Source organism: Niveispirillum sp. FG148 (genome assembly GCF_057809655.1).
On sequence record NZ_JBMDKJ010000005.1, the window covers coordinates 251,737 to 278,035 of the forward strand.

Below are 26,299 nucleotides of genomic sequence, written 5' to 3' on the forward strand. Positions count from 1 at the left end.
GAGGCTGCTCACGCCGCCCTGATATCCTCGAAGAAACGCAGCATCTCGTCACGCAGCATCGTGGCGTTGCGGGCCAGGCTTGACGCCGCCTGCGACACCTGCCGGGACATGTCGCCGGCCTCTCCGGCCGCCGCCGTCACCTGGGTCATGGCGCTGTCAACATGGTCGAAGCTGCCGGCCGCCTCCGTGACGCTGCCGGCGATTTCCGCCGTGGCGGCGGATTGCTGATCCACGGCACTGGCGATTTCATGGGCAATGGCATTCTGGTCGGCGATGGCGTCCGCGACCTGACCGATGACAATCACCGACCGATCGGTGGCCTGCTGCATCTCCGCAATCTGCCGCGTGATATCGTCGGTGGCCTTGGCCGTCTGGTTAGCCAGCATCTTCACTTCCGACGCCACGACGGCGAAGCCCTTGCCGGCTTCCCCTGCGCGGGCGGCCTCGATCGTGGCGTTCAGGGCCAGCAGGTTGGTCTGCGACGCAATGGAATGGATCATCACCACCACATCCCCGATGCGCTGCGCCGCACTGGAAAGCTCCGCCAAAGTGTGGTTGGCATCCGCCGCCTGAGCCATGGTCGTGCCGGCCGACTGGCTGGACCGGTCCGCCTGACGCTGGATTTCAGCGATGGAGCTGGACAGTTCCTCGGCCGCGGCGGCAACGGACTGAATCTTGTCATTGGCATTGTCGGCCGCCCCGGTGGCGGCGCGGGACTGGCGCAGCGTTTCGGTGGAAATGCCGGACATCTGCGCTGCCGTGGCCTCCAGTTCGGTGGCGGCCGACGACATGTCGCGGATGGTCAGCGACGCTGCTTCGTCGAAGCGCCGGATCAGGGCATCCAGCATATCGGCATGACGTTCACGGGCCTGATGGCGCTCCTGCTCCACCGAACGCAGCCTTGCAGCCTCCTGACCGGCACTTTTCAGCACCGCGACCGACCGCGCCATGGTGCCCAGTTCATCCTGGCGGCGGCAATGCGGGACCTCGACGCTGTAATCTTCCCTGGCAAAGCGTTCGATGGCCCATCCCAGCTGGTTCAAGGGCCGCAGCACCTGCCGGCACACGACCAGCACGGCCAGCGACAGCAGGGACAGCCCCGCCAGCACGACCAGCAGCGACCCGCCCAGGTTCCAGGCCCGCTCGGTCTTCAGGGTCTGGGCCATCAGGGTCGTTTCGGCTTCCGCCGTCTGGCGCTGGGCGATGACATCGTCAATGGCGACGGAGGCGGCCTTGAACCAGCTCTGGCTGTCCAGCGGATAGGGTTGGCCGGCCGCCGCCGCATCCAGCACGGATTGCAGTTGGCCGGCCAGCGTGCGTGACGCCTCCTGGGCCTGGGCAACAGCCCGACGCATGGCGGGGGCCAGGGTCCGCGCGCGGGCCTCCGCTGCCGACAGGCTGACACCGATGCTGCCGCTGGCACTGCCGATGGCTGCCAGCTGCGCCGCCGTCGGCGCCCTGCCGCTGGCGATCACCCCGGCCACCATGCCGCGCTGCCGGCCCAGATGTTCGGCGACCACCCCCAGTCCGGTGGCAACGGACAGCCCCTCCAGAAGGCGGGACTCGTCCGACAGGGCCACCCCGGCACTGGATTGTCGGGCCTGGATCAGCAGCATGTCGATATTCTGCGTGGCACTGGCGAACCAGATGGCCGGGTCCCGACCAGCCGCGCCGTCCATGCCGGCACTCGCCCCGGATCGGGCCTTCGCCAGACGCTCGGCCACGGTCCGAACCTCCGCCCCGCCCAGCCCGGCCTGGTCTGCTGCCTTCTGCGCCTGTCCCAGGGCGTCGTCCACAACCTTGCGCGCACGCTCCACAGCGGCCCGCTGGTCGGCGCTGGTCTGAGCCGCGGCCAGTGCCGCATTCGTGCTGCCCCGTTCCACCGCCAGCTTGCCGGCCGCATTCAGGATGGTGGAGGCGATTTGATTGCTGTCCGCGGCGTGGTTGGCCGTGATGATGCTTTCCCAGGCATGGTATCCCTGGGTCACTGACTGCGCCAGGGAAACACAGGCCAATACACTAACAATCCCCACGACTTTTTTCTGAATGCTGATCGACATCTCTGGCGCCCCAAAAGTTCGTTGTTTCAGGGAAATCTAGGATGTCATCGTTAACACCAGCCTAACAAATTAAATACTGATCTATGTCAAAACTTGACAAACTCTTTCCTCTACTTTGGTCGTTAGCTTTCACTATAAAGTATACGGCCCTATATTCGAAGCAAATAAGTTAAATATTATTCTGCAAAGGCAAGTTCTCGATCGGTCTTTCTGCTGCCAGACCAGAAGAATCCATCGGATCGATAGAACTGTCATCGATTGAAGCTGGCCCGAACCGTTGAAATCTTCAACTATGCCAGCCGGACCTGCGGGACGCCGGACGCGACGCGGCCTCTCCCTGGAACAATGCTGCACACACAGGGTTGATGCATCGCTATCACGGGGCCGGCGTCGCCACGCATGGGTCGTGGAACAGCTCCCCGGACAATGCTCCCCGCAGGGTACGACCGGCCACCAGCACCCACAGCATGGCCAGCAGTGCAATCAGAAAGCAGCCGGTATCGGTCATAAAGGCTGCGTCGACGATCTGCCCAAGCTTCAGGGTCGCCACCGCATAGACGCCCAGCGGGAAGATATAGCCCCACCAGCCCAGGTTGAAGGGCACACCCTGGCACCGGTATCGCGCCGCGATGGCGACGGCCATGACCAGCCACCACAGGCCATAGGCCCACAGCAGAAGCGCCCCCAGCAGGCAGGCCCCGGACAGGGCCGGTGCCAGGGCAGCCAGCGCCCGGTGTCCGGCCAGGACGGGCGCACCATTGACCGACAGCAGCGCCAGGACCAGCGCACCCGTACCGATCGGGCCCAGGGCCAGCCAGCTGGTCGCCGCCATGGCGGCCGGCGGCAGCTTGTGCAGCACCAGCCGCAGGAACAGGATGACCAGAATGCCCAGCGCCAGCGGCACCGACAGGGACCACAACGCATAATCGGCCAGCAGCAGGGCGAAACGCAGACCCGGGTCGGGCAGGTGGGGCAGCAGCAGGGCCCCGCTGGCCGCCGCCACCTCCGCCGCCACGACGGGCAGTAGCCAGACCGCGCTCATCTGCGGCATGGCGTGATCCTGGCGGGTGAACATCCAGAAGGGTACGGCCAGCCCCACCAGAACCGCCAGCGCAGCGTCCAGCAGCCACAGGCCGGTGGCGATGGCAATGGCGGCGGCGCCCAGCAGCGGCAGGCCATAAAGCAGCCAGCCATTGATGATGGTCGCCAGCCCCATGGGGATGCAGCCCAGGAACATGGACAGAACCGCATGATCGGCCACACGACGCGCGTGCGGACGATGGGACAGCCATTTCAAGGCATAGAGCAGCGTGAACAGCGCGAACAGGACCATGTTCGCCAGCCAGAGCAGCAGACCCGTGGCCTGCATCCCAGGACGGTCGGGAAACTGAGCCAGGGCCACGGACAGGATGCCCGTCCCCATGGTCGCCGCGAACCAGTTGGGCGTGAAATGCAGGATGATGCCGCGCCATGCCGGAATTGTCCGGGAACGGGGCTCTACGATGGTGCCGATCCGTGCCGTCATGATCTTCGCTCCTTGGGCTGCGGCAACGGATAGGACTTTGCGTTAATCGATTCCAACGATATGTTATTGTCGTAATATTCGACTAGATCGAATGATTGGCACAGAGGTGACCCGCCATGACGCTGGAGCAATTGCGGATTTTCGTGGCCGTGGCGGCGGTGGAACACATCACGCGGGCGGCGGAAACACTGCATATGACGCAATCGGCGGTCAGTGCTGCCATCAGCAGCCTGGAGAACCGGCACGGGGTCAACCTGTTCGACCGGGTGGGACGGTCCATCGTGCTGAACCCCACCGGCCGCCTGTTCCTGGCCGAAGCGCAGAAGGTTCTGACGGCGGCACGGGCGGCGGAGGCGGCGCTGGCCGACCTGTCGGGCCTGATGCGCGGCGATCTGTCGATCATGGCCAGCCAGACCGTCGCATCCTATTGGCTGCCGGCGCAACTGGCCGCCTTTCGCCGCCAATACCCTGGCATCCGCCTGTCCGTCGGCGTCGGCAACACGGCGGAAGTCAGCCGGGCGGTGCGCGACGGCAAGGCGGAGATCGGCCTGATCGAATGGGCCGACGACCAGCCCGGCGTCAGCGCCCAGCGGGTGGCGATGGACGAAATGCTGGTGGTGGTCGCCCCCGACCATCCCTGGGCCCGCCGGACCCGGCCCGTGACCGACCTGACGGAAAGCGCCTGGGTGCTGCGGGAACCGGGATCGGGCACGCGCCGGGCCTTTGACAGCCTGGCCGCCGCCCACGGGCTGGACCCGGCCCGGCTGGTGCCCGACCTGGAACTGCCGGAGAATGAGGCGGTGGTGGGGGCCGTGGAGCAGGGGATGGGGGCAACCCTGATGTCGCGCAGCGTGGTGGCGGCGGCCCTGGCCCATGGGCGGCTGGTGGAAGCGCCCGTCCCGCCCCTGCCCCGGCCGTTTTTCCTGCTGCGCCACCGGGAGCGCTACCGGTCCAGGGCGGCCGACGCCTTCGCCACCCAGGTGAGCCCGCCGGCCTGACCTGCGACAAGCCGGCACACGGACAGGCGGCGGGATCGGGTGTATGGATCGGTTCGATGCCATACAATCTGAATTGTATGGTCCATACACTTGAGGATGACCATGGCCGACCATGCCAGAACCGATCTTGCCCTGACGCCGTTCGGGCTGGGCAGCCGGGGCCTGTGCCCGTCCTGCCATCAGGGCAAGATCTTCGACGGCTATCTGCGCCTGGCGAAAAGCTGTCCGCATTGCGGGCTGGACCTGTCCTTTGCCGACCCGGCCGACGGGCCCGCCTTCTTCACCATGTCCATCGTCAGCTTCCCGCTGACCGGGTTCGCGGTCTGGCTGGAGCTGGCCTTCCAGGCACCCTACTGGGTGCATGCCTTCACCACCCTGCCCTTGTCGGTGCTGTCCTGCCTGGCGCTGCTGCGGCCGCTGAAGGGCTGGCTGGTCTGCGCCCAATATCTGAACAAGGCCGAACAGGGGCGGCTGGAAACCGACGATCCGCAGGAGCCGCAATGACCGTCTGGACTCCGCCCGACCTGCCGCAAGGTGTGGCCATCTACAAGGCGCTGGCCGACGCCATGGAGGCCGACATATCCTGCGGCGCCCTGCCCCCCGGCACCCGCCTGCCCCCGCACCGGGCGCTGGCCGACGCGATGGGCGTTGATCTGACGACGGTGACGCGCGCCTATGCGGAGGTCCGCCTGCGCGGGCTGGTGGAGACGGTGGTGGGCCGCGGCACCTTCGTGGCCGATGCGAATGGCCGCCCGCCGCCCACGCCGGTAGAGCTGGATCTGTCCATGAACCTGCCACCGCAGCCGGCCAAGGCCGGCATCGCCGTGCGGCTGGCCCGCGCCATGGCGGCCCTGACCCGCCGGCCCGACCTGTCCAGCCTGCTGAATTACCAGCCGTCGGGCGGCGGGGAGCCGGACCGGGCGGCAGGGGCCCTGTGGCTGGCCGACCGGCTGCCGGGGCTGACGGCGGCGCGCGTGCTGGTGACGGGCGGAGCACAGGTGGCGCTGACCGCGCTGCTGTCCCCGCTCTCCATGCCGGGGGGGACGGTGCTGACCGACCGCTATGTCTATCCCGGCTTCCAGCTGGCCGCGCAGGCCCGCGGACTGGACATGGTGGGGGTGGCCGGCGACGGGGACGGCATGCTGCCGGACGAGCTGGAACGGACGGTGACGGCCACGGGGGCAAAGCTGCTCTACATGACCCCCACCATCCATAATCCCTTGGGCCTGACCCTGCCGCTGGAGCGCCGGCAGGCGCTGCTGGCGGTGGTGGAGAAATATGGGCTGACGGTGATCGAGGATGATGCCTATGGCGTGCTGGCCGACCCCGCCCCGCCGCCGCTGGCGGCCCTGGCCCCGCACCGGGTCTGGCATGTGGCCACCCTGTCCAAGGGGCTGACGCCCGGCCTGCGCGTGGCCTATCTGGTGATGCCACCCCATAGCAACCCGGAACCGGTACAGAGCGCCCTGCGCGCCACGGCGCAGATGGCCCCGCCCCTGTCCGTAGCCGTGGCCACGCGCTGGATCCAGGATGGCACGGCACGGGAAGTCCTGGCCGCCATCCGGGAGGAAGCGACGGAGCGCCAGCGCCTGGCCGCCCATATCCTGCCGCCGGGCAGCGCGGTGGGCCATCCGCAGGGCCATCATCTGTGGCTGACCCTGCCCGCTGCCTGGACCGACCTCAGTTTCGTGGCGGCCGCCCGCCGGGCCGGCGCCGCCCTGGTGCCCGGCCTGTCCTTCGCCGTGGGCGCGGACAAGGCCCATCACGCCCGCGTCGCCCTGGGGGCGGCCCCCGACCGCGCCACCCTGGCCCTGGGCCTGGAACGGCTGGCGGGTTTGCTACGCTATGGTCCGGCGGCCGATGGGGGGATTGTGTAGGTCCCCTCACGCCCCCATGCGGGCGATGATGCCTGTGGTGCTCTGGCCGGCTTCCAGCTTTGCCAGCACGAGCTTGCCGCCCCAGCCGATCACCTCGCGCGCGCCGACCACATTGTCGACCGTATAGTCGGCCCCCTTGACCAGCACGTCGGGATGCAGTGCCTGGATCAGGCGCAGCGGCGTATCCTCCCCGAACAGCACGACCAGATCGATATCGCCCAGCGCCGACAGGACCAGGGCGCGGGATTGTTCATTCTGCACAGGCCGGGTGGGCCCCTTCAGGCGGCGGATGCTGGCATCATTGTTCAGGCCCAGCACCAGCCGGTCGCATTCGGCCCGCGCCTGGGCCACCAGGCTGATATGGCCGGGATGCAGCAGGTCGAAGCAGCCATTGGTGAAGCCGACACGCAGCCCCTGCCGGCGCCAGCGTTCCACCTGCTCCACCGCCTGTTCCAGACTGGCGATCTTGCCCGTGGCCCCGGCCAGATGGCTTTCGGTCAGGGCCGCATGCAGTTCATCGGCCCGCACAATGGCCGTGCCCACCTTGGCCACCACGATGCCGGCCGCGATATTGGCCAGGTGTGCGGCATCGACCAGATCGGCCCCGGCGGCGAGCGCTGCCGCCAGCACGGCCACCACCGTGTCGCCGGCCCCCGACACGTCAAACACTTCCCGCGCCTGGGCGCGCAGATGGGTGACGGGGCCGGCCGCGGGCACCACACTCATCCCCTGTTCGCTGCGGGTGGCCAGCACGGCCCCGATGCCGCAATCGGCGGAGAGCGCACGGGCGGCGGACACCACGGCGGCATCGTCACGCACATCCATGCCCGTGGCCTCGGCCAGTTCACGGGCATTGGGGGTGATGATGGCCGCCCCGCGATAGCGCCGGTAATCCCGGCCCTTGGGATCGACCAGCACGCGCACGCCGGCAGCCCCTGCCGCCGCGATCAGCGCCTGGGTCAGGTCGGGCGTCAGCACGCCCTTGCCATAATCGGACAGGATCAGCATGGCGGCACCGGGCAGGCGCCGCGCCACCTGTGCCAGCAGCAGCGAGGCCGCCTGATCGGGGATGGCAGCGTCCGTTTCGGCATCGGCGCGCAGCAATTGCTGGGCGGCGGCGATGAAGCGGGTCTTGGTCGTGGTCGGCCGGCCGGCGACGGGGATCAGCCCGTCGGCATGGCCCAGCCGGTCCGCCACCAGGGAAGACAATTCCCGGCCCGGCCCGTCATCGCCGATGATGGTGACCAGATCGGCCGACACGCCCAATGCTGCCAGACTGGCCGCGACATTGCCGGCCCCACCCGGCATCACGCTTTCCCGCTGCACACGCAGCACGGGGATGGGCGCTTCCGGCGATACCCGGTCGACGCGACCGTGGACGAACCGATCCAGCATCACATCCCCCACCACCAGGATGCGGGAACCGGGCAGGGCGTCGATCAGGCTGGACAGGTCGGTCATGGAGCGGCCGGTAAGGTTGTGTGAACGGCCGGCAGGATAGAGCGGGACGCGGCCGGTTGGAAGGGGCGTGGGGGGGCGTCTGCGAACGCTTAGACCATGCCGCGTGAAGCCAAGCCGTTGGCATGTTGGCGCCGGCGATTGAGGGCCTTGATCAGAACCCATGGGTTCTGATCAAGGCAACTCAGTATTAGACCACCTTGACGCATCATCTCCCGTCATCCCGGCGAAAGCCGGGACCCAGGGGCCAAAAGCCCGACCTTTCCGCCGCTTTGATCGACGCTGCGTTCAGGGTTGATCCTGTGGCCCCTGGGTCCCGGCTTTCGCCGGGATGACGAAAAAAATTGGCGATTTGACCTGATTCTGACAGGCGCTGACTGTGCCACACGCCGGACCCCGGCCTTTGCCGGAATGACGGTAGAGAGTGCTTCCAGATCGCCCCCCGTCACCCCTTCCGGCAGACCACATAGTCCAGGGCCGGGACCGTGACGGCGTAGCTGCCGCCCGCCCCGCCTTGCGCCGCGCAGGCCCCGTGCAGGGCGGTCCAGGTAGTGCCCGGCCCGTCGGTGGCCACTTTCAGCGACTGCACCGCCGTGCCGGTATTGACGGCCACCAGATATTCTTCCCCCCGCGCCTCATCGATGCGGGAGAAGACCAGCAGGCCCGGGCCCTTTTCCGGCCAGGCGCGCGTCACCGTGCGGCCCTGGCGCAGGCCGGGATGGGCCGTGCGGATGGCGGCCATTTCGGCGATGGCGCGGTAGAGCGCATGGTCGGGGCGGAAACTGTCGCCCGTGCGCGGGCCGACGGTGCCCAGCCGTTCTTCCTCGTTGAACTGTTTGGCCGGGGTGGGGAACATGGGCTGGCGCGAGGCCTTGTCATCGCCCAGGCCCACGAAACCCTGTTCATCGCCGTAATAGATGACGGGCACGCCGCGGGAGAAGAACATCAGGGCGTGGCCCAGCATCACCCGGGCCTGCAGCTCTGCCGCCGGCATGGCGGGGTTGGTCTTGCGGATCTTGAAGGCCAGCCGTCCCTGATCATGGTTGGAGATGAAGGTGGCCAGGGTCTGTGCCGTCCCCGGCCCGCCGGGATAAAGCATGTCGCCCCGGAACAGCCGGTCCCATTCGTCCAGATCGCGCACGCCGCCCAGCGTGTCGGATGCCGCCTTGGCCAGCCCGAAATCCAGCACCGAGGGCAGGCCCAGGATGCGCGTATAGGCGGCCAGGTCGGAGACGGCATCGTCCGCCACCTCCCCGAAGATGAAGAAATCGGGAATGCCCTCTGCCTTGGCGAAGGCGGTGATTTCAGGCACGAACCGGTGCCAGAATTCCGGGTTCGCATGTTTGGCCGTGTCCAGGCGGAACCCGTCCACCCGGTATTCGCGGATCCAGTGCTTGTAGATCTCGATCAGCCCGTCGGTAACCGCCGGCTGTTCGGTATAAAGATCGTCCAGCTTGGCGAAATCACCCAGGGTGCTGCTTTCACCGCGGAACGTGCTGTCGCCGCGATTATGGTAATGGCGGGGATCGTTCATCCAGGCCGGATTCTTGGCCTTTTCCTGCCCCTTGGGGATATAGGGGGTATAGGCATAGGTGATGTCGGTCAGACGGGCGTAATTGGGCCGCGTCTGGCCGGCGGGACCGTCGCCGGCGAAGCCATCATTGATGGCGGCGCCGTCGGCGGCGCGGCTTGTGGCGGGGAAATCCCCGCGCGAGCGGTAGTCGCACATGCGCCGCATGGTGGTGCCGTCGCATTCGCGATACTGGATGACGTCGCCCGTATGGTTGACGACGATATCCAGGATCACCTTGATCTTGCGGGCGTGGGCGGCCTCCACAAATGCCTTGAAGGCGGCGTTGCCGCCCAGATGCGCATCGACATTCAGGAAATCCAGGCCCCAATAGCCGTGATAGCCCGCCGACAGGCCGCTGTCATATTTGTGGACCACCTTATTGACCACGGGCGGGGTGACCCAGATGGCGGTGGCACCCAGACCCTGGATGTAATCCAGCTTGGCCGTCAGCCCCTGGAAATCCCCGCCCTGGAACATGCCGATATCGGCAGGGTCAAAGCCCGTCTGCTCCGCCCCGCCCTTCAGCCCACCCTTGTCATTGGACGCATCGCCATTGGCGAAGCGGTCGGTGACGACGAAATAGACCACATCATCGGCAAAGGGCCGGGCCGGGTTGGGGGCATCGGCGGCCGCGGCAGGCAGGCAAAGGGCCAGCAGGGCGGCGGCGGCGGTCAGGGAACGACGGAGCGGCATGGGGGGCCTTTCGGAGGGAGTGGGGGGGGAACAATCGTAGGTCGCGGCCCCTCCCCCAAAAAATCGGCCGGCGGGGCGCCCCGCCGGCCGGGCAGTTCCCTTGAGGGAGCAAGAGACCCGGCTTCCGGCCGGGTCCAGCCCGGCGGATGGGAGCCGCCGGGTTTGGGGGATGTCAGGCTCAGGTTGAAACATTCTTTCCCGTCATCCCGGCGCAAGCCGGGACCCAGGAGCCACAGGATCAACCCTCAGCGCAGCGTCGATCAAAGCTGTCGGAAGGTCGGGCGCTTGGCCCCTGGGTCCCGGCTTGCGCCGGGATGACGGGAAAAGGGTGACTCAATCTGCATCTGACAAACTCAGTGTCATGCGGGTCACACCGGCCGGGCCGCGCAGTTGCGGGCGATGAAATCGGCATGGGTCGGCAGCACCGCCATCTCATGCGCAATCATCGCCTTGATCTCGCCCAGGAATTCCTTCAGTTCCGCCTCGCTCAGCTGTTCGGCCGACGGGTGGAAGGACCGGGGCATGACGCCTTGTCCTAAGAACACCTGAACCCAGCTGACCTCCAGGAACAACTCGTCATAAAGGCGCGACACGCGGCCGTGGGAGCGGAAATACTCCATGCGGCGGGCCAACTCGTCGGGGATCGACATATGCTTGCAGTCGCGCCAGAAGGGGCTGTCTTCGCGCTCCGTCGCCTTGTAATGCAGGATGATAAAGTCGCGGATGCGCTCATATTCCAGGCGGGAGCGGGCGTTGAATTCATCCACCTCCACCGCGTCGATGGACCCGTTGGGCAGCATCATCAGCAGGCGCGAAATGGCCGACTGCACCAGATGGATGGAGGTGCTTTCCAGCGGTTCCAGGAAGCCGCTGGAAAGCCCGATGGCCACGACATTGCGGTTCCACATCTTTTTCCGCCGCCCGGCGGTGAAACGCAACTGGCGCGGGTCGGCCTGGGCTTCGCCATCCAGATTGGCCAGCAGGATCGACGCCGCCTCATCATCGCCCATATAGCGGCTGGCATAGACATGGCCGTTGCCGATGCGGTGCTGCAACGGGATGCGCCATTGCCAGCCGGCCGTATGGGCCGTGGAGCGGGTATAGGGGGTGAATTCGCCGCCATTGGCACAGGGCACGGCCCAGGCGCGATCGCAGGGCAGCCAGTGCGACCAATCCTCAAACCCCGTGCCCAGCGCCTGTTCAATCAACAGGCCGCGAAAACCGGAGCAATCGATGAACAGGTCGCCCGCGATGCGGCTGCCATTTTCCATCTCCACCGCGTCGACATGGCCGTTAAGCGCGTTCAGCACGGTGCGGGCGATCTTGCCCTCCGTACGCACGACGCCGCGATCGGTGGCATAGCGGCGCAGATAGGCGGCATAGAGGCTGGCATCGAAATGGAAGGCGTGGGTGATGGGGTCCAGCGGCGTGCGCCGGGGCCCGCCGGCCCGCGTGAAGCGCAGGGCACGGGCCGCCTGGGTGTTCAGCACATAGTGTTCCCAGTCATCATCCAGGCCCAGCGCATGGGCGCGCAGCCAGAAATGATGGAAATGGGTCAGGCCCAGTGGCCGGCCCACGGACCCGAAAGCATGCATGTAGCGATGCCCCGGCCGCAGCCAGTTCTGGAACTCGATCCCCATCTTGATCGTGCCCTGGGTGTGACGCAGGAAATCATCCTCGTCGATGCCCAGCACCTGATTGAAGGTGGCGATCGGCGGGATCGTCGCCTCTCCCACCCCGACCGTGCCGATCTCCTCGGACTCGATCAGCTGGATCTTGTGGGTCTTGCCCAGCACACGGGCGAGTGCTGCCGCACTCATCCAGCCGGACGTGCCGCCGCCCACGATCACGATGGTACGAATGGGTTTCTGCATGGGGTCCCCCGGTTACGCCCTTGGGGAGAAGAATAGGGTATTGTTGCGCCGGTCAGGGGCGAATTCGCCGTCGGCCGGGTTTAGGCTGAAGCATTCTCTACCGTCACCCATGCTGCGGCCCTCTCTTCCCGTCACCCCGGCGAAAGCCGGGGTCCAGGCGTAGAGCGGCGTCTGCCGCGATAAGACTCATATCGGCGCTAACCGCGCCTCACGCTGGACCCCGGCCTGCGCCGGGGTGACGGTGGAGGGGGCGGAAAACGACGTGCCCACAGCTTAACTTAGCGCCCATGGCCTTCGCCGGAATGACGGTCGTGAGGCACATTCCGCCTCAAGACAGCCCCCGGCATGGCGGTGACGGTCTCCCCCAACAAAAACCCCCGCCGGCGAACCGGCGGGGGCAGAGGGAGGAGGCATCAGAACTTGTAGGAGACGCCCAGCAGATAGCGGGAGCCGTAATCCTCGAAGCGCTCGACCAGACGCTCGTCGCCCTTGCCGTAGGTGGAGAAGGGCTCGTTCGTCAGGTTGTAGCCCTGGAGCATGATGGTCATGCCCTGGAGCGTGGAACCTTCCTGGAACTCGTAGGAAATCTGGCCGTCCATGACCGTCTCGCCCTTGGCCATGCGCAGCGCGCGGCCCTGGCCGAAACCGGTGACTTCCGCCAGGAACTTCGAGCGGTAGGTGGCCGACAGACGGGCCTGGAAACCGTCCTTGTCGTAATAGACCGTGCCCTGGGCCGTGTACTTGGAATAGCCCGGGATCGGCTGGGCCGGCTGCGACGGGTCGGGCTGGATCGAGGTGTCGGTGTAGCCGAAATTACCCGTGGCGCCGAAACCGTCCAGCTTCTCGCTGAACAGGTCGAACGGCAGGGACAGGGCCACTTCGAAGCCCTTGATCGAACCGCCATCGCCATTGACCGGACGCTCGGAATAGCCCTGCCACAGCTTCGGCGTGACGCCACCGGTATCGAACCCGGTGAAGTCCATGACCGTGATGTCCTTGTAGATGTAGGTCTTCAGGTCCTTGTAGAACGTGTTGACGGCGAAGTTGCCGGCCTTGGCGAAATACCATTCGTAGGTCAGGTCGACCGAGTTCGCCAGCCAGGGCTTCAGCGTCGGGTTACCGTTATTTTCACCGCCGGCATGCCAGGGCGAGAACTGAATGTCGGTGTTCAGGGCCAGCTTCGGATCGAAGCTGTAGGTCGACAGACCCGAGAGCTGGTCCGGACGGGCGCGCGCCATCTGACGGGCGGCCGCGAAGCGGATCTTGTGATCCTCGTTCGGCATCGTGAAGATCAGGTTCATGCTCGGCAGGAAGTTGTTGTACTTGATGCCGGTCGTATAGATCTTGAACGAAGTGCCAGCGATGGCAGGCGCGGTCGAGCTCTGGTCGGTGTGCACATACTGGGCACCGACATTACCGGTCAGGCGAACCGAACCCAGTTCCGCATCCAGGTCCGCACGGACAAAGCCGGTCCAGACCTTCTCGTCGATCGTGTAGGCCAGATCGTTGGTGCAGTTGGCGCGCGGGCACTTGACCAGCGTGTAGATGCCATCGGCCAGCAGATCACGCGGGTCGAAGGCCATGGTGTTGCCCAGGCCGACAAAGCTGAGATCCGTCGGGTCCAGGATATAGCTGGACGGGATGGCGATGGAGCGCTGATTGCCCTTGTTCTTGAAGTTCTCGGTGGTGACGATGTACCACTCGGGCTGGCTGTAATCCTTGCTGCGGTCGGAATAGTTGCCGCCGACGGTCAAGGCACTGATCGCCTTGGACTCGATCTCGCGCTTCACATCCAGGCGGGCCGAATACAGCTCGTCATTGACCGTCGGCGTGTTCAGATAGCCGTTCTGGTCATAGGGGATGGAACCGCCCGACCACCCACCCGGATCGGTCAGCTTCATCAGCGACGCATCGGCATAGTTCAGCTTGTGGGTGAACTGCCAGCCGAAATCCCCCGGATTGGAGGTGAAGCCCATGCTGTCCAGCGCGCCGGAGCCGGCGCGGTCGGTGCCGTAATAGGCCTCGAAGCGCGACGACTTGCGGTCGGCGGAGCTGTAGCCAAAGTCAGCCGTGACCGTCCATTCATCCTTGGTATATTCGCCGTTCCAGCCCGCCGAATACAGCTCGGCATGGGTTTCACGCAGGTCGCTGCGGCCGACGGTCTTCACATTGTTGAAGGTGCCGGCGGTGACCAGGCCGTTCTGCACGGTCGGGCTGGCCAGCGCCGCCGACGACCAGAACAGCGGGATTTCCACGCCGCGCTGATACTGCACGTCGTTGAACTTGGAATAGTAGAAGTCGGCCGTGGACTTGAAATTGTCCGTCGGCTCGTACTGCAAGGTGGCGACGACGCCGGTACGCTTCAGCGTCTCGGAATTGGCGCGGATTTCCGCACCGCCGACGACGTAGGGCTCGGTCGCCGAGCCGTTGCCCGGATAATTGCCGTCACCCCAGTAGCGGGCGAACTTGATCTGGGTGGGCTGATTCAGGTGCGACACGCCCACCGACAGGCCCAGCGTATCGTTGGCGAACTTGTCGACATAGGTGCCGGAGAAGCGGTAGCCGAGTTCCTTGCTGTCGCTGTTCAGCTTGCCGTTGGTGACATATTCCGTGCGGGCCGAAACGGCGATCACGCGGTCCTTGTAATCCAGCGGACGGATGGTCTTCAGATTGACTGTGCCGGCCAGGCCCTGACCGATCACGTCGGCCTGCGAGGTCTTGTAGACGGCGACGCCCGACGAAATTTCGGCCGGATACTGGTCGAATTCCACGCCGCGGTTATTGCCCGTCGACACCTGTTCGCGGCCATTCAGCAGCGTGGTGGTGAAGTCAGGGCCCAGACCGCGCAAGGAGATGACCGAGGCGCGGCCATCGACGCGCTGTGCGGCCAGACCGGGCAGGCGGGCGATCGATTCCGCGATGGAGTTATCGGGCAGCTTGCCGATATCCTCCGCCGTAATCACTTCCACGATCTGGGTGGCGTTGCGCTTCTGCTCGATCGACGCCTGCAAAGACTGCCGGAAGCCGGAGACGACGATCTCCTCCAGCACATCGCCACCGGCAGGGGCTGCCGCGGCGGGGGCTGCCTGGGCCACCTGGGTCTCGCCACGCTGGGCAACGATGCTGCCCTCGGCGTCAGCGGCGACAGCGGCGCCGGCATGCAACATGGCGGCACCGGCGACCGTCGCCAGCAACGCGAAACGCATTGGATGAACCTTGGACATTCCTCTCACTCCCCATCGACGTTGCGTCAGCGACGCCATTGTTTTTTGTTGACCCCGGACCGGGGCGCAGATTGAAACTTCAAACCGCGAGCGACTTTCGCCCGGACAAAACGCAACAGTTTCCCATGGCCCGGCACCATCCAAGGCACCGGCTCCGTTTCGAATTGTCCGAACACGCAACAACCATAACAAGCGGACGCGACGACTTCCTCTCACCCGCAGCGACAAACCCCGCACCTTTTTCTTTATCGTCCGCCCCTTATTATTCGGGGAACAGGACGCGATCAGGTGTCGGCACCCTTACCGTTCCGGGTAACACACCATTTGCTTCATGGGCGCCCGGTTACGGAACATGTCGGCTTCGCTGCATTCCCCGAATTTAGTTTCAAACCCCCCAAACAGAGAGGCCGAAAATACGTATGCAGAAGGTTATTGCATTGCGACGCATACGTATTCAGTTACAAAGCCCAAGCGGCGCCATGTCCGGAATGTTTCGGCGGGCGCACATCGCCGCCCGGAAGCTGCATTTCCGGCTGGCAGACGGGCCAGGGTGACGGCATGATCGGGGCCCGCCCGACGAGGCGACATCGTCGGCGGAACATCGTCGGTGGTACCGGGAGCAGAGGAGCACGCATGCGGGCATGGCGGGTTATGGGCTGCCTGATGACGGGGCTGCTGCTGGTCCATCCAGCCATCGGCGCCGGCACCGACAACGTGACGGCCGCGCGGCCACTGGTCACCATCATCGGCGAACTGACCTACCGTGAGCGCGTGGCCCTGCCCGTGGGCGCCACCCTTCTGGTCACCTTGAGCGAACAGGGGGCCGACGCCGGCCCCGACGCCCCCACGCTGGCCCGCAGCCGCATCGATCTGGCCGGGCAGCAGGTTCCCCTGCGCTTCCGGCTGACAGCCGCCGCCGGCCGCCTGAAGCAAGGCGTGCGCTATGCCCTGCGTGCCATCATCCATGACGGCCAGGGACGGCCGCTCTGGTCGATCCAGAGCGCCCATATCATCGATCCGGACGAAAGCCTGGCCAATCTGGGCACGCTGTGGCTGACGCGGGCCCCGGCGGCGGGGCCGGCCGCCGCTGCCGATGTGCCGGCCGACCGCAGCATCTTCCAGTGCGGGGAGCGGCAGGTCATCGCCCGCTTCCACGATGAGGGCGTCGACCTGGACTATGATGGCGGCACCGGCTTCCTGCCGCAGGCCCTGGCCGCCTCCGGTGCGCGCTTCACCGGGACAATCGGCGGGCAGTCGATCGAATTCTGGAACAAGGGCCGCAACGCCCGCCTGACCATCGACGGACGGGCGGATCCGGAATGCATTGAAACCGACACCAACGGCGCGGACGGCCCCGTCTATGAGGCGCGCGGCTATGGCCCCGCCTGGACGCTGCGCCTGGAGGAGGGGTATGTCGACCTCGTGAGATTTGGCACAGGAACGTCGGAAGTGGCGCGGTTTTCCTTGCCCGAGCGGCAATTGCTGGCCGATGGCTATCGCTATGTCACCCGCCTGGGCGACGACCCTTTGAGGGTGACCATCAACCCCGGTATCTGCCTGGATGAACGCACATCCGTGCCGCTGCCCGACAAGGTGACGCTGGAACGCGGGGATCAGGTTCTGCAAGGCTGTGGTGGCGCACCGGCCAGCGTTCTGCAGCAGGGAAGCTGGCGGGTGGAGGCGCTGTCGGGATCGCCAACGCCGGCAGGAGCCGAACTGAGCATGCGGTTCATGCCCAATGGCGATGTCGTGGGCAGTTCCGGCTGCAACCGCTATATCGCCCGCTATCGCGCCGATATTACCGGCCTGACCATCGCCAGCCGCACGGGGGCCAGCACCATGATGGCCTGCCCACGCGAGCTGATGCAGACCGAGCAGACCTTCCTGATGGCACTGCGTGGCGTGCAGCGCCACACGATCGGGGAGGATGGCGCCCTGGTCCTGACGGGCACGGGCGACGCGGAAATCAGGCTGCGGCGGGTGGAAGGGCATTGAGAAGCTGGGGTGTGGGATCAGCGGGCTTTCGCTCACCCTCCCTCTCCCCACTTCGCGAAGTGATGGTGGTGGATGTTCCAGCGTAAACCCGACCAGCGCTAAAATTCTGCCCCGCTTACTGGAACGTCACCGTCACATAGGCCGACACACGGGCACCGCACAGGCAGCCGGCCTCGTGGTCCAGGCTGGTGTCGGTGAAGGCCACGCCAAAGGTGGCGGGGTCCCAGTCATAGGAAAGGTCGGCACCGTAATGCCAGTAGGCGGGGCCGCCCACATCCTTCCTCTGATACCATTGATGGGCAATATGCGGGGTGATGGAGACGCGGTCGACCAGCGGCACCGTCAGGGCCAGACGCTGATACAGCGCGTCCCCTGCCCCGCCATCATCGGGGCTGTAGACGAATTCGGCCTCTCCTTGGGTCTCACCCATGTCCCAGTGACCCGTCAGGCCGAATTCCCACAGATCCAGCCCCGCCCCCTTGGGCGCGCCGGTATAATGGGTGCGGGTGATGCCCGCAGCCAGGGTCACGTCGTCCCATTGCCACTGATAGCCGCCGCTGAAGGCCAGTTCGGCATCGGTGCCGTCATTGTAATCGACCGTGGTGCCGTCCAGGCCCAGGAAGAAGCCTGTGCCATGCATCCAGGTGACGGAGCCCTGAAAGGCGGCGTGGCCATCGGAGTCGGAAATGCCCTTGTTGACATAATCGCTGACCAGACCGACCGACGCCTCGACATCCGCCAAGGCCGGAGCCGTCCACAATGCCGCCAGCAGCGCCAGGGAAAATGCCCGCAACCGTGCCATCCGCCACAACCTTTTTTCTTATTACGCCAGAACCGCATTTTAGCGGTGTCCCGTGGAAGGACCGGCGTAAATGACCAAAGTCGCTGGCACGAATACACAGTTCATTGGGATATAACGGCAGAATAGACCGAATTGATAATCACTATCAATACAAGGGCGGCGGCGCGATTATACCAGCGGCTGGAGATCTTGACCGATGGTCAATATTTCCAGCCCCTCAATCGCCGGCGCCGCCATCCGGCAGATTGGTCTTACTCCCGCTCGAACAGCGGCACGGGCGCCTGGTCGCGCACAGGGCGCAGGACGATATTGCTGGTCACCCGGCTGACGCCCAGTTCGGTATCATCGATCCAGCCCTGGGTCAGTTCCTGATAGGCATCGACGTCGGGACAGATCAGCTTGGCGATATAGTCGAATTCACCGCTGACCTCGAAACATTCGATGACTTCCGGCGTATTGGCCAGCCTTCGTTCGAACAGCTGCCGCCCGTGGCGGCCGTGATGTTCCAGGGCGATCTGGGCCAGGACGGTGATACAGCTTTGCAGCTTGCGTACATCCAGCACCGCCTGATAGCGCAGGATCAGCCCTTCCCGTTCCAGCCGGCGCACCCGGTCCAGGCAGGGCCGCGCCGACAGCCCCACCCGTTCCGACAGGGCCTGGTTGGTGATGCGGCCATCGGCCTGAAGTTCGGCCAGGATACGCAGGTCGATCTGATCAAGGCGGCGGCGCATGGGGCGATCTGGATGGTGGCGGGATTGTTCAACCCTAGCAGGCCCGGCCGCTTTATACCAAGGGCATGAGATTGTGATTGATGGCCCGTCGGCATCGGTCGGGGTGCGGCAAAGCCGAACCCCGACATTACCGGAACCGTCGCTTATCGGGGTGAAGCGTTACGCCACCAGCGCCCGTTCCTGCGCCTGTCCGGCCATGAAGCCGGCCAGCAGCTGTTCCACCACCACGGCCGTGGCGGCACCTTCATCCTGGGTCGCGGCATATTCGACCACATCCAGTGATTGCACCAAGCCGGACTGGCCCAGGACGCGCAGGGCCGCCACACATTCCGGCAGGGTCAGGCCACCCGGAACGGGCGTGCCCACGCCCGGCGCCACGGACGGGTCCAGCGCATCGATATCGAAGCTGACATGGATATGACCGCCGCCCGCCGCCTGAATACGGCTGACCGTATGCGCCACCAGGGCGGCCAGGCCGCGTTCGCGCACATAATCCATTTCGTGGAATTCGATGCCGGAGCGCTGCAGGTTCGCCCGCTCGCCCGCATCAATGTCGCGGATGCCGAACTGCACCAGCCGGTCGGGCCGCAGCAGCGGCGTGAAGGCCCCCACCTTCAGCAGGGAGGGATGGCCGATGCCGCAGGCCGCCGCCGCCGGATAGCCATGGGTGTTGCCGGACGGCGAGGTTTCCGGCGTGTTGAAATCCGGATGCGCATCGAACCAGAGCACGTAAAGCGGCTGGCGCGCGGCGCGGGCATGGGCCGCCGCCGCAGCGATGGAGCCCAGGGCCATGGCATGGTCCCCCCCCGCCATGATGGGGAAGCCGCCATCGGCGAAGATTCCGGCCACGGCATCGCGCACGCCGGCACACCAGGAGGCCGTTTCCTTCACGCTGCGGCTGCCCGTGGCGTCGCGGGTGCCATCATAGGCGGGGCCCTGCACATCACCCCGGTCGACCAGCCCCATGCGGCGCGGCAGGCCATGGGCGCGCAGGGCCGCCGGCCCCTCTGCCGCACCACAGGCGACATTGCCGACATCCGTGGGCACCCCGATGAAGCCGTACCAGCCGCTCATTGCATTCTCTTTCTTCTGTATGTCGTTCATCGGGTTGGATCAGGCGGTCAGGCCGACCAGAACCGCCGCGAAACGGTCAATGGCCCAGTCCAATTCTTCACGCGTGATGACCAGCGGCGGGGCGAAGCGGATGACCGTGTCATGCGTCTCCTTCGACAGGACCCCCTGCCCCATCAGCAATTCACAGACATGCCGGGCCGTGGCGATGGCGGGATCGATCTCCACCCCCACCCACAGGCCCTGCCCGCGCACGGCGGTGATGGCCGGGCTGTTCAGGCCGCGCAGGCGGGCCATCATGTGGGCACCCAGCTCGGCCGAGCGTTCCACCAGCCCTTCATCGGCGATCACATCCAGCGCCGCCAGACCGACGGCAGCGGCCAGCGGATTGCCGCCGAAGGTGGAGCCGTGATTGCCCGGCACGAACATATCGATGACATCGCGCCGCGCCACAAAGGCCGACACGGGCAGTACCCCGCCGCCCAGGGCCTTGCCCAGGCACAGACCATCGGGGCGGATGCCTTCATGCTGATGCGCGAACCAGCGGCCGGTGCGGCCCAGGCCCGACTGGATCTCGTCCAGGATCAGCAGGACATTGTGGCGGTCACAGATCTGCCGCAGCCGCCGCAGATATCCCACCGGCGGCACCACGATGCCGGCCTCCCCCTGGATCGGTTCCACCAGAATGGCGGCCGTATCGGGGGTGATGGCCGCTTCCATGGCATCGGCATCGCCATAGGGCACCAGCCGGAAACCGGGGGCGAAGGGGCCGAAGCCATCGCGATAGGCAGGCTCCGACGAGAAGCCGACAATGGTGGTGGTGCGGCCGTGGAAGTTGCCCTCCGCCACCAGAATCTCGGCCCTTCCCTCCTCGATGCCCTTGACCTTGTAGCCCCAGCGGCGGGCGGCCTTGATCGCCGTCTCCACCGCTTCGGCGCCGGTATTCATGGGGCAGGCGCCATCCAGCCCGGTCAGCGCGCACAGACGGGCCAGGAACGGGCCCAGCTGGTCGCTGTGGAAGGCACGCGAGATGACAGCGACGCGCGCCGCCTGTGCGCTCAGCGCCCGCAGGATGCGCGGATGGGCATGACCGACATTGACGGCGGAATAGGCGCTCATCATGTCCAGATAGCGGTGACCATCGGCATCCCACATCCACACGCCCTGGGCGCGGGCGATGACGACGGGCAGCGGCTTGTAATTGCGTGCGCACCATTGCCTTTCCACGGCGATGGCATCGGCGCCGATCGTGGCTCGCATATCCATGGTGGCTTCCCTCCGCTTGGTGCCGGTCCTGTGCCGGCGGCATCGTTCGCTGCTGGAACCAGCATGCCAGGGCGGGACAGCCGAAACGGCTGAACATGGGTGGCCCGGCGACAGGACCGGGGCCCAGGGTGCCAGCGCTGCAGCCGAAGCCGGTGTGTGACGTCACACAGGCGGCCGGCCGAGACGGATTTGGGGGCGTGCGATCCGGCACAGTAACGCCGACTGTGTGACGTCACACAGGGCCGCATGGGCGGCAGTCCGGCACTTTATTGCGGGGGCGCATGTGCGCGAGGATGCCGGTCGGCGCGCAATTGCCCGCATCATGGCAAAATCGCAGCTTTCCATTGACGCCGGCCGGGATTTGAGCCAATTCTCAATGCCTCAAATTCCTCCCATGGACCGGTGCCATGACCCCCGATGAACTGCGCCAATTCCGTGAACGCCGTGGCGAAAGCCAGGCCGCCTTTGCCGCTTGGGTCAATGCCAAGCTGGGTCGCAAATATGACAATGCCACCATCAGCCGCTGGGAATCCGGTGCGGAGCGCCTGCCCGTGCGCGTGGCGGAATTCCTGGCCGCCGCCAGCCAGCGTACGGCCTGCATCATCGCCGTGGCCAACCAGAAGGGCGGAGTGGGCAAGACCACCACGACCCTGAACCTGGGCTATGCCCTGGGCGAGCTGAGCAAGAAGGTGCTGGTCGTCGATGCCGACCAGCAGGCCACGGCCACCGAAGGGTCCGGTATCGACCCGCTGGAGGTGCAGGACCGCAAGGGCGGGCTGGAGGATGTGCTGTTCGGGCAGACCGACATCCATGACGCCATCGTCAAATGCGACGGCTATGATCTGCTGCCCTGCACGATCGCCCTGGCCGAGGCGCAGATCAAGATCCTGCTGGACCCCGATGACGGGCGCTATGTGCTGCGCGAGAAGCTGTCGGAGGTGCTGCGCGAATATGATTATATCGTCATCGACTGCCCGCCCGAACTGGCGCTGATCACCGTCACCGCCCTGATCGCGGCCGATTATCTGCTGATCCCGACCAAGGCCAGCCGCTATGACGTGCGCGGCATCCCGCTGATCTTCGACACGGTATCGAAGATCCAGCGGCGGCAGAATCCCAGCCTGAAGGTGCTGGGCGTGCTGCCCACCATGTTCAACCGCAATTTCGCGGTGGAGCAGCAGGTGCTGTCGGACCTGCAGGAAAGCCTGGGCGACAAGGCCCGCATCTTCCCGCCCGTGGCAAGGTCGACGGAGATCGACCAGGCGACCTATGCCGGGGCCGTGCCGCTGAAGATGCTGCCCAAGAACCACCCGATCGGCGTGTACCGCACCCTGGCGCAGGAGATCGTCAATGGTTAAGAACTGGCGCAAGCCGGGCGGGACCAGCGCCCAGCAGCCCGTGGCCAAGTCCATCGGCGAAAGCCTGGAACGGCCGGGTGCCGACCTGATCTTCGGCACGGCCGAAGGTTTGCGCGATACGGTGCTGCTGCGCCTGACCGATGTGGAGCCCAACCCGCACCAGCCGCGTCGGCATTTCGACGCGGAGGAGCTGCAGGCGCTGGCCTTCTCCCTGCGCGAGGTGGGGCAGCTGTCGCCCATCCTGGTGCAGGCCCACCCGACGGAGCCCAAGCGCTTCCTGCTGGTGGCGGGTGAGCGGCGCTGGCGGGCGGCGGGCATGGCCGGCCTGACCAAGATCATGGCCCATATCCTGCCCACCGATGCCAATACCGATCAGATCGCCCTGATCGAGAATTTGCAGCGCGTCGACCTGTCGCCGGTGGAAGAGGCCGAGGGCATCCGCCGCCTGATCGAGACGCATGAGTATAATCAGGAAGCGGTGGGCGACCTGCTGGGCCGGTCGCGCACAGAGGTCAACACCACCCTGACCCTGTTGAAGCTGCACCCGACCATCCGTGGCGAATGTGTGACGTCACACAATGACCTGCCCAAGGCCGTGCTGCTGGAACTGGCGCGCATGGAGGAAGTTGACCAATTGAGCCTATGGCTCAAGGTCAAGAAGGATGGGCTGACGGCGCGGGAGGCCCGCGATTACCGCGCCCGCCTGCAACGCGCCGCCGAGCCGGCCCCAGCCAAGGCACCCGTGAGAAATGTCACAGCAAAGAAGTTCATCGCCAGCCTGCCCAAGCTGGAAGAGGGGCTGTCGGCCGGGATCGAGGCCGTGGCCGACAAGGGTGTCGCCAAGCTGCGCGCCGATGAGCGAGCCAAGCTGGAGGCGCTGAAAGCCCGGCTGGCGGGCTATGCCCAGCAGCTGGAGACGCTGCTGGCCGGGTAAGGGCAGGGGAGGGGGCGATGCTGTCGCATGTGCATATGGGCACCCATGATTTCGGCCGTGCCCTGACCTTCTACAGCGCCGTGCTGCCGCTGCTGGGCTGGCGGCAACGCTTTGTCGATGAAAGCCGGCCCTGGGCGGGGTGGCAGCCGGCCGGGCAGGAAAGGCCGCTGTTCCTGATCGGGGCGCCGTTTGACGGAGAGCCGCACGCGGCAGGCAATGGGCAGATGACGGCGCTGCTGGCCCCGTCACGGGCGGCTGTGGACCTGTTTTATGAAGCGGCGCTGGCCCATGGCGGCACGGATGAGGGGCCGCCCGGCCTGCGCCCCCAATACCATACCAAATATTACGGGGCCTATGTCCGCGATCCCGACGGCAACAAGCTGTGCGTCTGCTGTCATGAGGGGGATTGAAGGGGGGCGTGATCGGACGACATGGGCTGCCCCCTGACAGCAGGGGAGTCCGTCTGTGGCGTCGTCCGTTCTTCCAGCCATATAGCCATCATTCACGCGCAGGCGGGAAAAGGACAAGGCATTGGAAATGCACTGTAGCTTTCCGGACTGACATTGATAGGAATCCGAAAATGGACAACGAGCCAAATATGATTGATATCAAAAAATATTCTTCACTTCTCGAAGCCTTACATCTGGCTCTTGTTCACATAAGAGCATCCAATTCACTGGATGAATGTAGAATTGTGGCACATATTTTCCACAACGTTCCTCTTGGTATCAAAAATGGACGTGAAAGTGAAAATGTAGAAGAAAGGGCCAGAAGCCTGGCTGAATATAGCGGTCGACCAGATCTTGCCCGATTTCTGAACGTCACAAAGACTTGATATAAACGCGGAAGCTTCTTTTGGCCTGCGTTGCAAGGGACCTCCAACATAATCCTGACAAGCCCTTAGCCCCGCAGACCCTTTACCACCTCATCCGCGACCAGGGACACCCAGCGGGCGATGTTTTCCGGGGCGGTGGCGGCCCGCATTTCCGGCGCGCCCAGGGTCTGGGCCTTGCGGAACCATTTGGCACGCACGGCATAGGGTTCGCCCGTCAGCCATTGCTGGGCGCGCAGGGCCGTCGGCGACAGGGCAGGGGGTTCCGACCCTTCGGGGGTCAGGCGGACCGGGCCCGACGCGGTGGGGTGCAGCTTTTCCAGCCAGGCGCGGAAGGCGGCCGAGGGGTTGCGGCACGGTTCCTTCTGGCGCATGGCCCATTCGGCCCAGCTGAAGATGGCGGCCTGCATGTCCACATCCGGGTAGAGCGCCACCAGCTCCTCAATCACGGCCAGGGACACGCGCTGGATCAGTCCCAGCGTGCCGGCGGGACCGCGTTCACGGTCGGTGCGGCCATCCTCAAGATCGGGGGTGTCCTGGTCGCGGCTGCTGTTGGCGGGGGTGGCGCGGCCCACAGGGGCCTTGGCAAATTCGGTCATGCGGGCCGTGGCGACCAGATCGCTGTTCGACTTCTTCTTCACATCGAACAGCAGCTTTTCCACCTTGCGCCCACGCCCGTTGGACCGGATCTCCTGATAGGAGATCATCAGGCCCGACAGCTCGTTGATCTCGCTGACCGCCGGGTCCAGCACGCGGCGCTGGAAATGCGCATAATTGGGCATCTTGTCGGCACAGCCCAGACTGTCGCGCAGATCGTCCAGCGCCACATCCCAGCGCGGTTCCCGCAAATTGACCCTAAGACTCAACAGCTCATAAAGCGCCAGGGAGTATTTGGAGGAGAATTGCGCGCAGATGGCCAGATGGATGCGGGCCCAGGCGCCGGGCTTGGCCAGCAGCGGCCGCAGCTTTGGCGGAAATTCCCATTCCGCAAAGCCCGATCCACGCGGCAGGGCCCGGAAGGCCAACAGCGGCGAGCCGCCTTCCTTCAATTGCTGGTCGGCCTCGCTCCAGTACGGGAAGCGCACCAGGGTCTGCATCAGCCGGTCGAAGGACTGGCGCAGGCGGACATTGTTGCTTTCCGTATCATCGCCGATGGCCCGGCGCAGATCGGCCGTGGAGGCACGGAACGGCGGCAGGGGCGCGTCGGCATCGGCCAGCTTGTCCCAGCTATAGGCCAGCAAGACATTGAAAAGCTTGCGGTCCGCCAGGGTCAGGCCGTTGCCTGTCTCCATCACCTCGATCTGGGTGCGGGGCTTGGGCAGGGTGGGGTCGGTCGACAGGTCCAGGACATTGCCGCTGGTCCGCGGCCGGACCATGTCCGCCTTCACCGCATTTCCCTGGGCCGCCATACCATCCCCCGACAAGGCACGTTCAAGTGCCAAAGAGCCTGTGAGCCGTGTCACTGTGACAGAGCACCATCATGGGGGCACAGGATCAAGCGGGAATCATCGGGGCCGTGCGAGATGGCACAGAAAGGACCAAAATCTCCGATTCCCACCCGTGCGTTCCGGCACAGTGACAAGTGTCATGCGGTCACGCAACCGTGAGATAAGGCACAGAATGACGAATCCACCGCGGAACGCCTGGAATCACCCCGGAATCGGGCCGACTGCCCCCACCCGTGAGATCCGGCATAGCGTGAAGAACGGCCCCGTGCAATCCGGCACAGCATGCCGGACGGCGGATTCAGGGCCTATGCCGGCCCGCGCGGACCCGTGCAATCCGGCACAGAAAGCGCCGATTGGTACAGCCAAGTGCTTGATATAGAATGACCGCCTGGGGACACCCGTGCAATCTGGCACAGGGTTGAGACCAGCCCCGTGCGATCCGTCCCATGAAGCCGGGCCTTGCGGCACACAAAGCCGGTCGATCCGGCACAAGGACTCGTAAGCCATGGCACAGAAAGCCTTGTCCCATGGCACAGCAAGGGGGGTCAACCCATTGATCCAACGGCTAAAAAGACGCCCT

General features: G+C 65.5%; 19 protein-coding genes. 8 read left to right on the forward strand and 11 right to left on the reverse strand.

Going from position 1 to position 26,299, the window contains the following annotated elements; translation table 11 throughout:
- Positions 1 to 8: 8 nt before the first annotated feature.
- A complete protein-coding gene (locus ACODTW_RS07925; RefSeq protein WP_488945425.1) occupies positions 9 to 2,060 on the reverse strand; it encodes a methyl-accepting chemotaxis protein in 2,052 nt (683 codons plus the stop codon).
- Positions 2,061 to 2,436: 376 nt separating this feature from the next.
- Positions 2,437 to 3,585 carry a TDT family transporter gene (locus tag ACODTW_RS07930; protein ID WP_488945426.1) on the reverse strand — a complete coding sequence of 383 codons (1,149 nt, stop codon included), beginning with the start codon at positions 3,583 to 3,585 and terminating at the stop codon, positions 2,437 to 2,439.
- 116 nt (positions 3,586 to 3,701) lie between these two features.
- On the opposite strand from ACODTW_RS07930, the gene ACODTW_RS07935 reads away from it, so the two are divergent.
- The 3 genes from ACODTW_RS07935 to ACODTW_RS07945 all read left to right on the forward strand — a co-directional run bounded on the left by ACODTW_RS07935 (position 3,702) and on the right by ACODTW_RS07945 (position 6,460).
- Positions 3,702 to 4,583 carry a LysR family transcriptional regulator gene (locus ACODTW_RS07935; protein ID WP_488945427.1) on the forward strand — a complete coding sequence of 294 codons (882 nt, stop codon included), beginning with the start codon at positions 3,702 to 3,704 and terminating at the stop codon, positions 4,581 to 4,583.
- Positions 4,584 to 4,685: 102 nt separating this feature from the next.
- Positions 4,686 to 5,087 (forward strand): DUF983 domain-containing protein, encoded by a 402-nt coding sequence (locus ACODTW_RS07940; RefSeq protein ID WP_488945428.1) that lies wholly within the window; start codon positions 4,686 to 4,688, stop codon positions 5,085 to 5,087.
- On the forward strand, positions 5,084 to 6,460 hold the full coding sequence (locus ACODTW_RS07945) for an aminotransferase-like domain-containing protein (protein ID WP_488945429.1): 1,377 nt from the start codon (positions 5,084 to 5,086) through the stop codon (positions 6,458 to 6,460). The genes ACODTW_RS07940 and ACODTW_RS07945 overlap by 4 nt, the downstream gene beginning before the upstream one ends.
- Positions 6,461 to 6,466: 6 nt before the next feature.
- Here the strand turns inward: ACODTW_RS07945 and rfaE1 are convergent, their stop codons facing one another.
- The 4 genes from rfaE1 to ACODTW_RS07965 form a co-directional block, all read right to left on the reverse strand.
- The gene (gene rfaE1, locus ACODTW_RS07950) at positions 6,467 to 7,921 is read right to left on the reverse strand and encodes a D-glycero-beta-D-manno-heptose-7-phosphate kinase (RefSeq protein WP_488945430.1); all 1,455 of its coding nucleotides are present in this window, start codon (positions 7,919 to 7,921) and stop codon (positions 6,467 to 6,469) included.
- A gap of 442 nt (positions 7,922 to 8,363) precedes the next feature.
- Entirely contained in the window at positions 8,364 to 10,184 is a 1,821-nt protein-coding gene (locus ACODTW_RS07955) for an alpha-amylase family glycosyl hydrolase (RefSeq protein ID WP_488945431.1), read from the reverse strand.
- A gap of 368 nt (positions 10,185 to 10,552) precedes the next feature.
- Positions 10,553 to 12,058 carry a tryptophan halogenase family protein gene (locus ACODTW_RS07960; protein ID WP_488945432.1) on the reverse strand — a complete coding sequence of 502 codons (1,506 nt, stop codon included), beginning with the start codon at positions 12,056 to 12,058 and terminating at the stop codon, positions 10,553 to 10,555.
- A gap of 413 nt (positions 12,059 to 12,471) precedes the next feature.
- Positions 12,472 to 15,264 carry a TonB-dependent receptor gene (locus tag ACODTW_RS07965; RefSeq protein ID WP_488945433.1) on the reverse strand — a complete coding sequence of 931 codons (2,793 nt, stop codon included), beginning with the start codon at positions 15,262 to 15,264 and terminating at the stop codon, positions 12,472 to 12,474.
- Between the two features lie 681 nt (positions 15,265 to 15,945).
- On the opposite strand from ACODTW_RS07965, the gene ACODTW_RS07970 reads away from it, so the two are divergent.
- Positions 15,946 to 17,277, forward strand: a complete 1,332-nt coding sequence (locus tag ACODTW_RS07970) for an META domain-containing protein (protein ID WP_488945434.1) — start codon at positions 15,946 to 15,948, stop codon at positions 17,275 to 17,277.
- Between the two features lie 115 nt (positions 17,278 to 17,392).
- On the opposite strand, the gene ACODTW_RS07975 is transcribed toward ACODTW_RS07970, so the two are convergent.
- The 4 genes from ACODTW_RS07975 to rocD form a co-directional block, all read right to left on the reverse strand.
- The gene (locus ACODTW_RS07975) at positions 17,393 to 18,079 is read right to left on the reverse strand and encodes a TorF family putative porin (protein ID WP_488945435.1); all 687 of its coding nucleotides are present in this window, start codon (positions 18,077 to 18,079) and stop codon (positions 17,393 to 17,395) included.
- A gap of 251 nt (positions 18,080 to 18,330) precedes the next feature.
- A complete protein-coding gene (locus tag ACODTW_RS07980) occupies positions 18,331 to 18,810 on the reverse strand; it encodes an Lrp/AsnC family transcriptional regulator (RefSeq protein WP_488945436.1) in 480 nt (159 codons plus the stop codon).
- Between the two features lie 159 nt (positions 18,811 to 18,969).
- Positions 18,970 to 19,884, reverse strand: coding sequence for an arginase (locus ACODTW_RS07985; RefSeq protein ID WP_488945437.1), 915 nt, complete (start codon positions 19,882 to 19,884; stop codon positions 18,970 to 18,972).
- Positions 19,885 to 19,923: 39 nt separating this feature from the next.
- Positions 19,924 to 21,147 (reverse strand): ornithine--oxo-acid transaminase, encoded by a 1,224-nt coding sequence (rocD, locus tag ACODTW_RS07990; RefSeq protein WP_488945438.1) that lies wholly within the window; start codon positions 21,145 to 21,147, stop codon positions 19,924 to 19,926.
- Between the two features lie 407 nt (positions 21,148 to 21,554).
- Between rocD and ACODTW_RS07995 the strand changes: the two genes are divergently transcribed.
- The 4 genes from ACODTW_RS07995 to ACODTW_RS08010 all read left to right on the forward strand — a co-directional run bounded on the left by ACODTW_RS07995 (position 21,555) and on the right by ACODTW_RS08010 (position 24,274).
- Complete coding sequence (locus ACODTW_RS07995) at positions 21,555 to 22,505, forward strand: AAA family ATPase (RefSeq protein WP_488945439.1); 951 nt, start codon at positions 21,555 to 21,557, stop codon at positions 22,503 to 22,505.
- Positions 22,498 to 23,439 carry a ParB/RepB/Spo0J family partition protein gene (locus ACODTW_RS08000; RefSeq protein ID WP_488945440.1) on the forward strand — a complete coding sequence of 314 codons (942 nt, stop codon included), beginning with the start codon at positions 22,498 to 22,500 and terminating at the stop codon, positions 23,437 to 23,439. Before ACODTW_RS07995 ends, ACODTW_RS08000 begins: the two co-directional genes overlap by 8 nt.
- A gap of 17 nt (positions 23,440 to 23,456) precedes the next feature.
- On the forward strand, positions 23,457 to 23,849 hold the full coding sequence (locus ACODTW_RS08005) for a VOC family protein (RefSeq protein WP_488945441.1): 393 nt from the start codon (positions 23,457 to 23,459) through the stop codon (positions 23,847 to 23,849).
- Positions 23,850 to 24,019: 170 nt separating this feature from the next.
- A complete protein-coding gene (locus ACODTW_RS08010) occupies positions 24,020 to 24,274 on the forward strand; it encodes a hypothetical protein (RefSeq protein ID WP_488945442.1) in 255 nt (84 codons plus the stop codon).
- Between the two features lie 65 nt (positions 24,275 to 24,339).
- On the opposite strand, the gene ACODTW_RS08015 is transcribed toward ACODTW_RS08010, so the two are convergent.
- Positions 24,340 to 25,680: a replication initiation protein gene (locus ACODTW_RS08015; RefSeq protein WP_488945443.1), complete on the reverse strand. Its 1,341-nt coding sequence runs from the start codon at positions 25,678 to 25,680 to the stop codon at positions 24,340 to 24,342.
- Between the last annotated feature and the right edge of the window lie 619 nt (positions 25,681 to 26,299).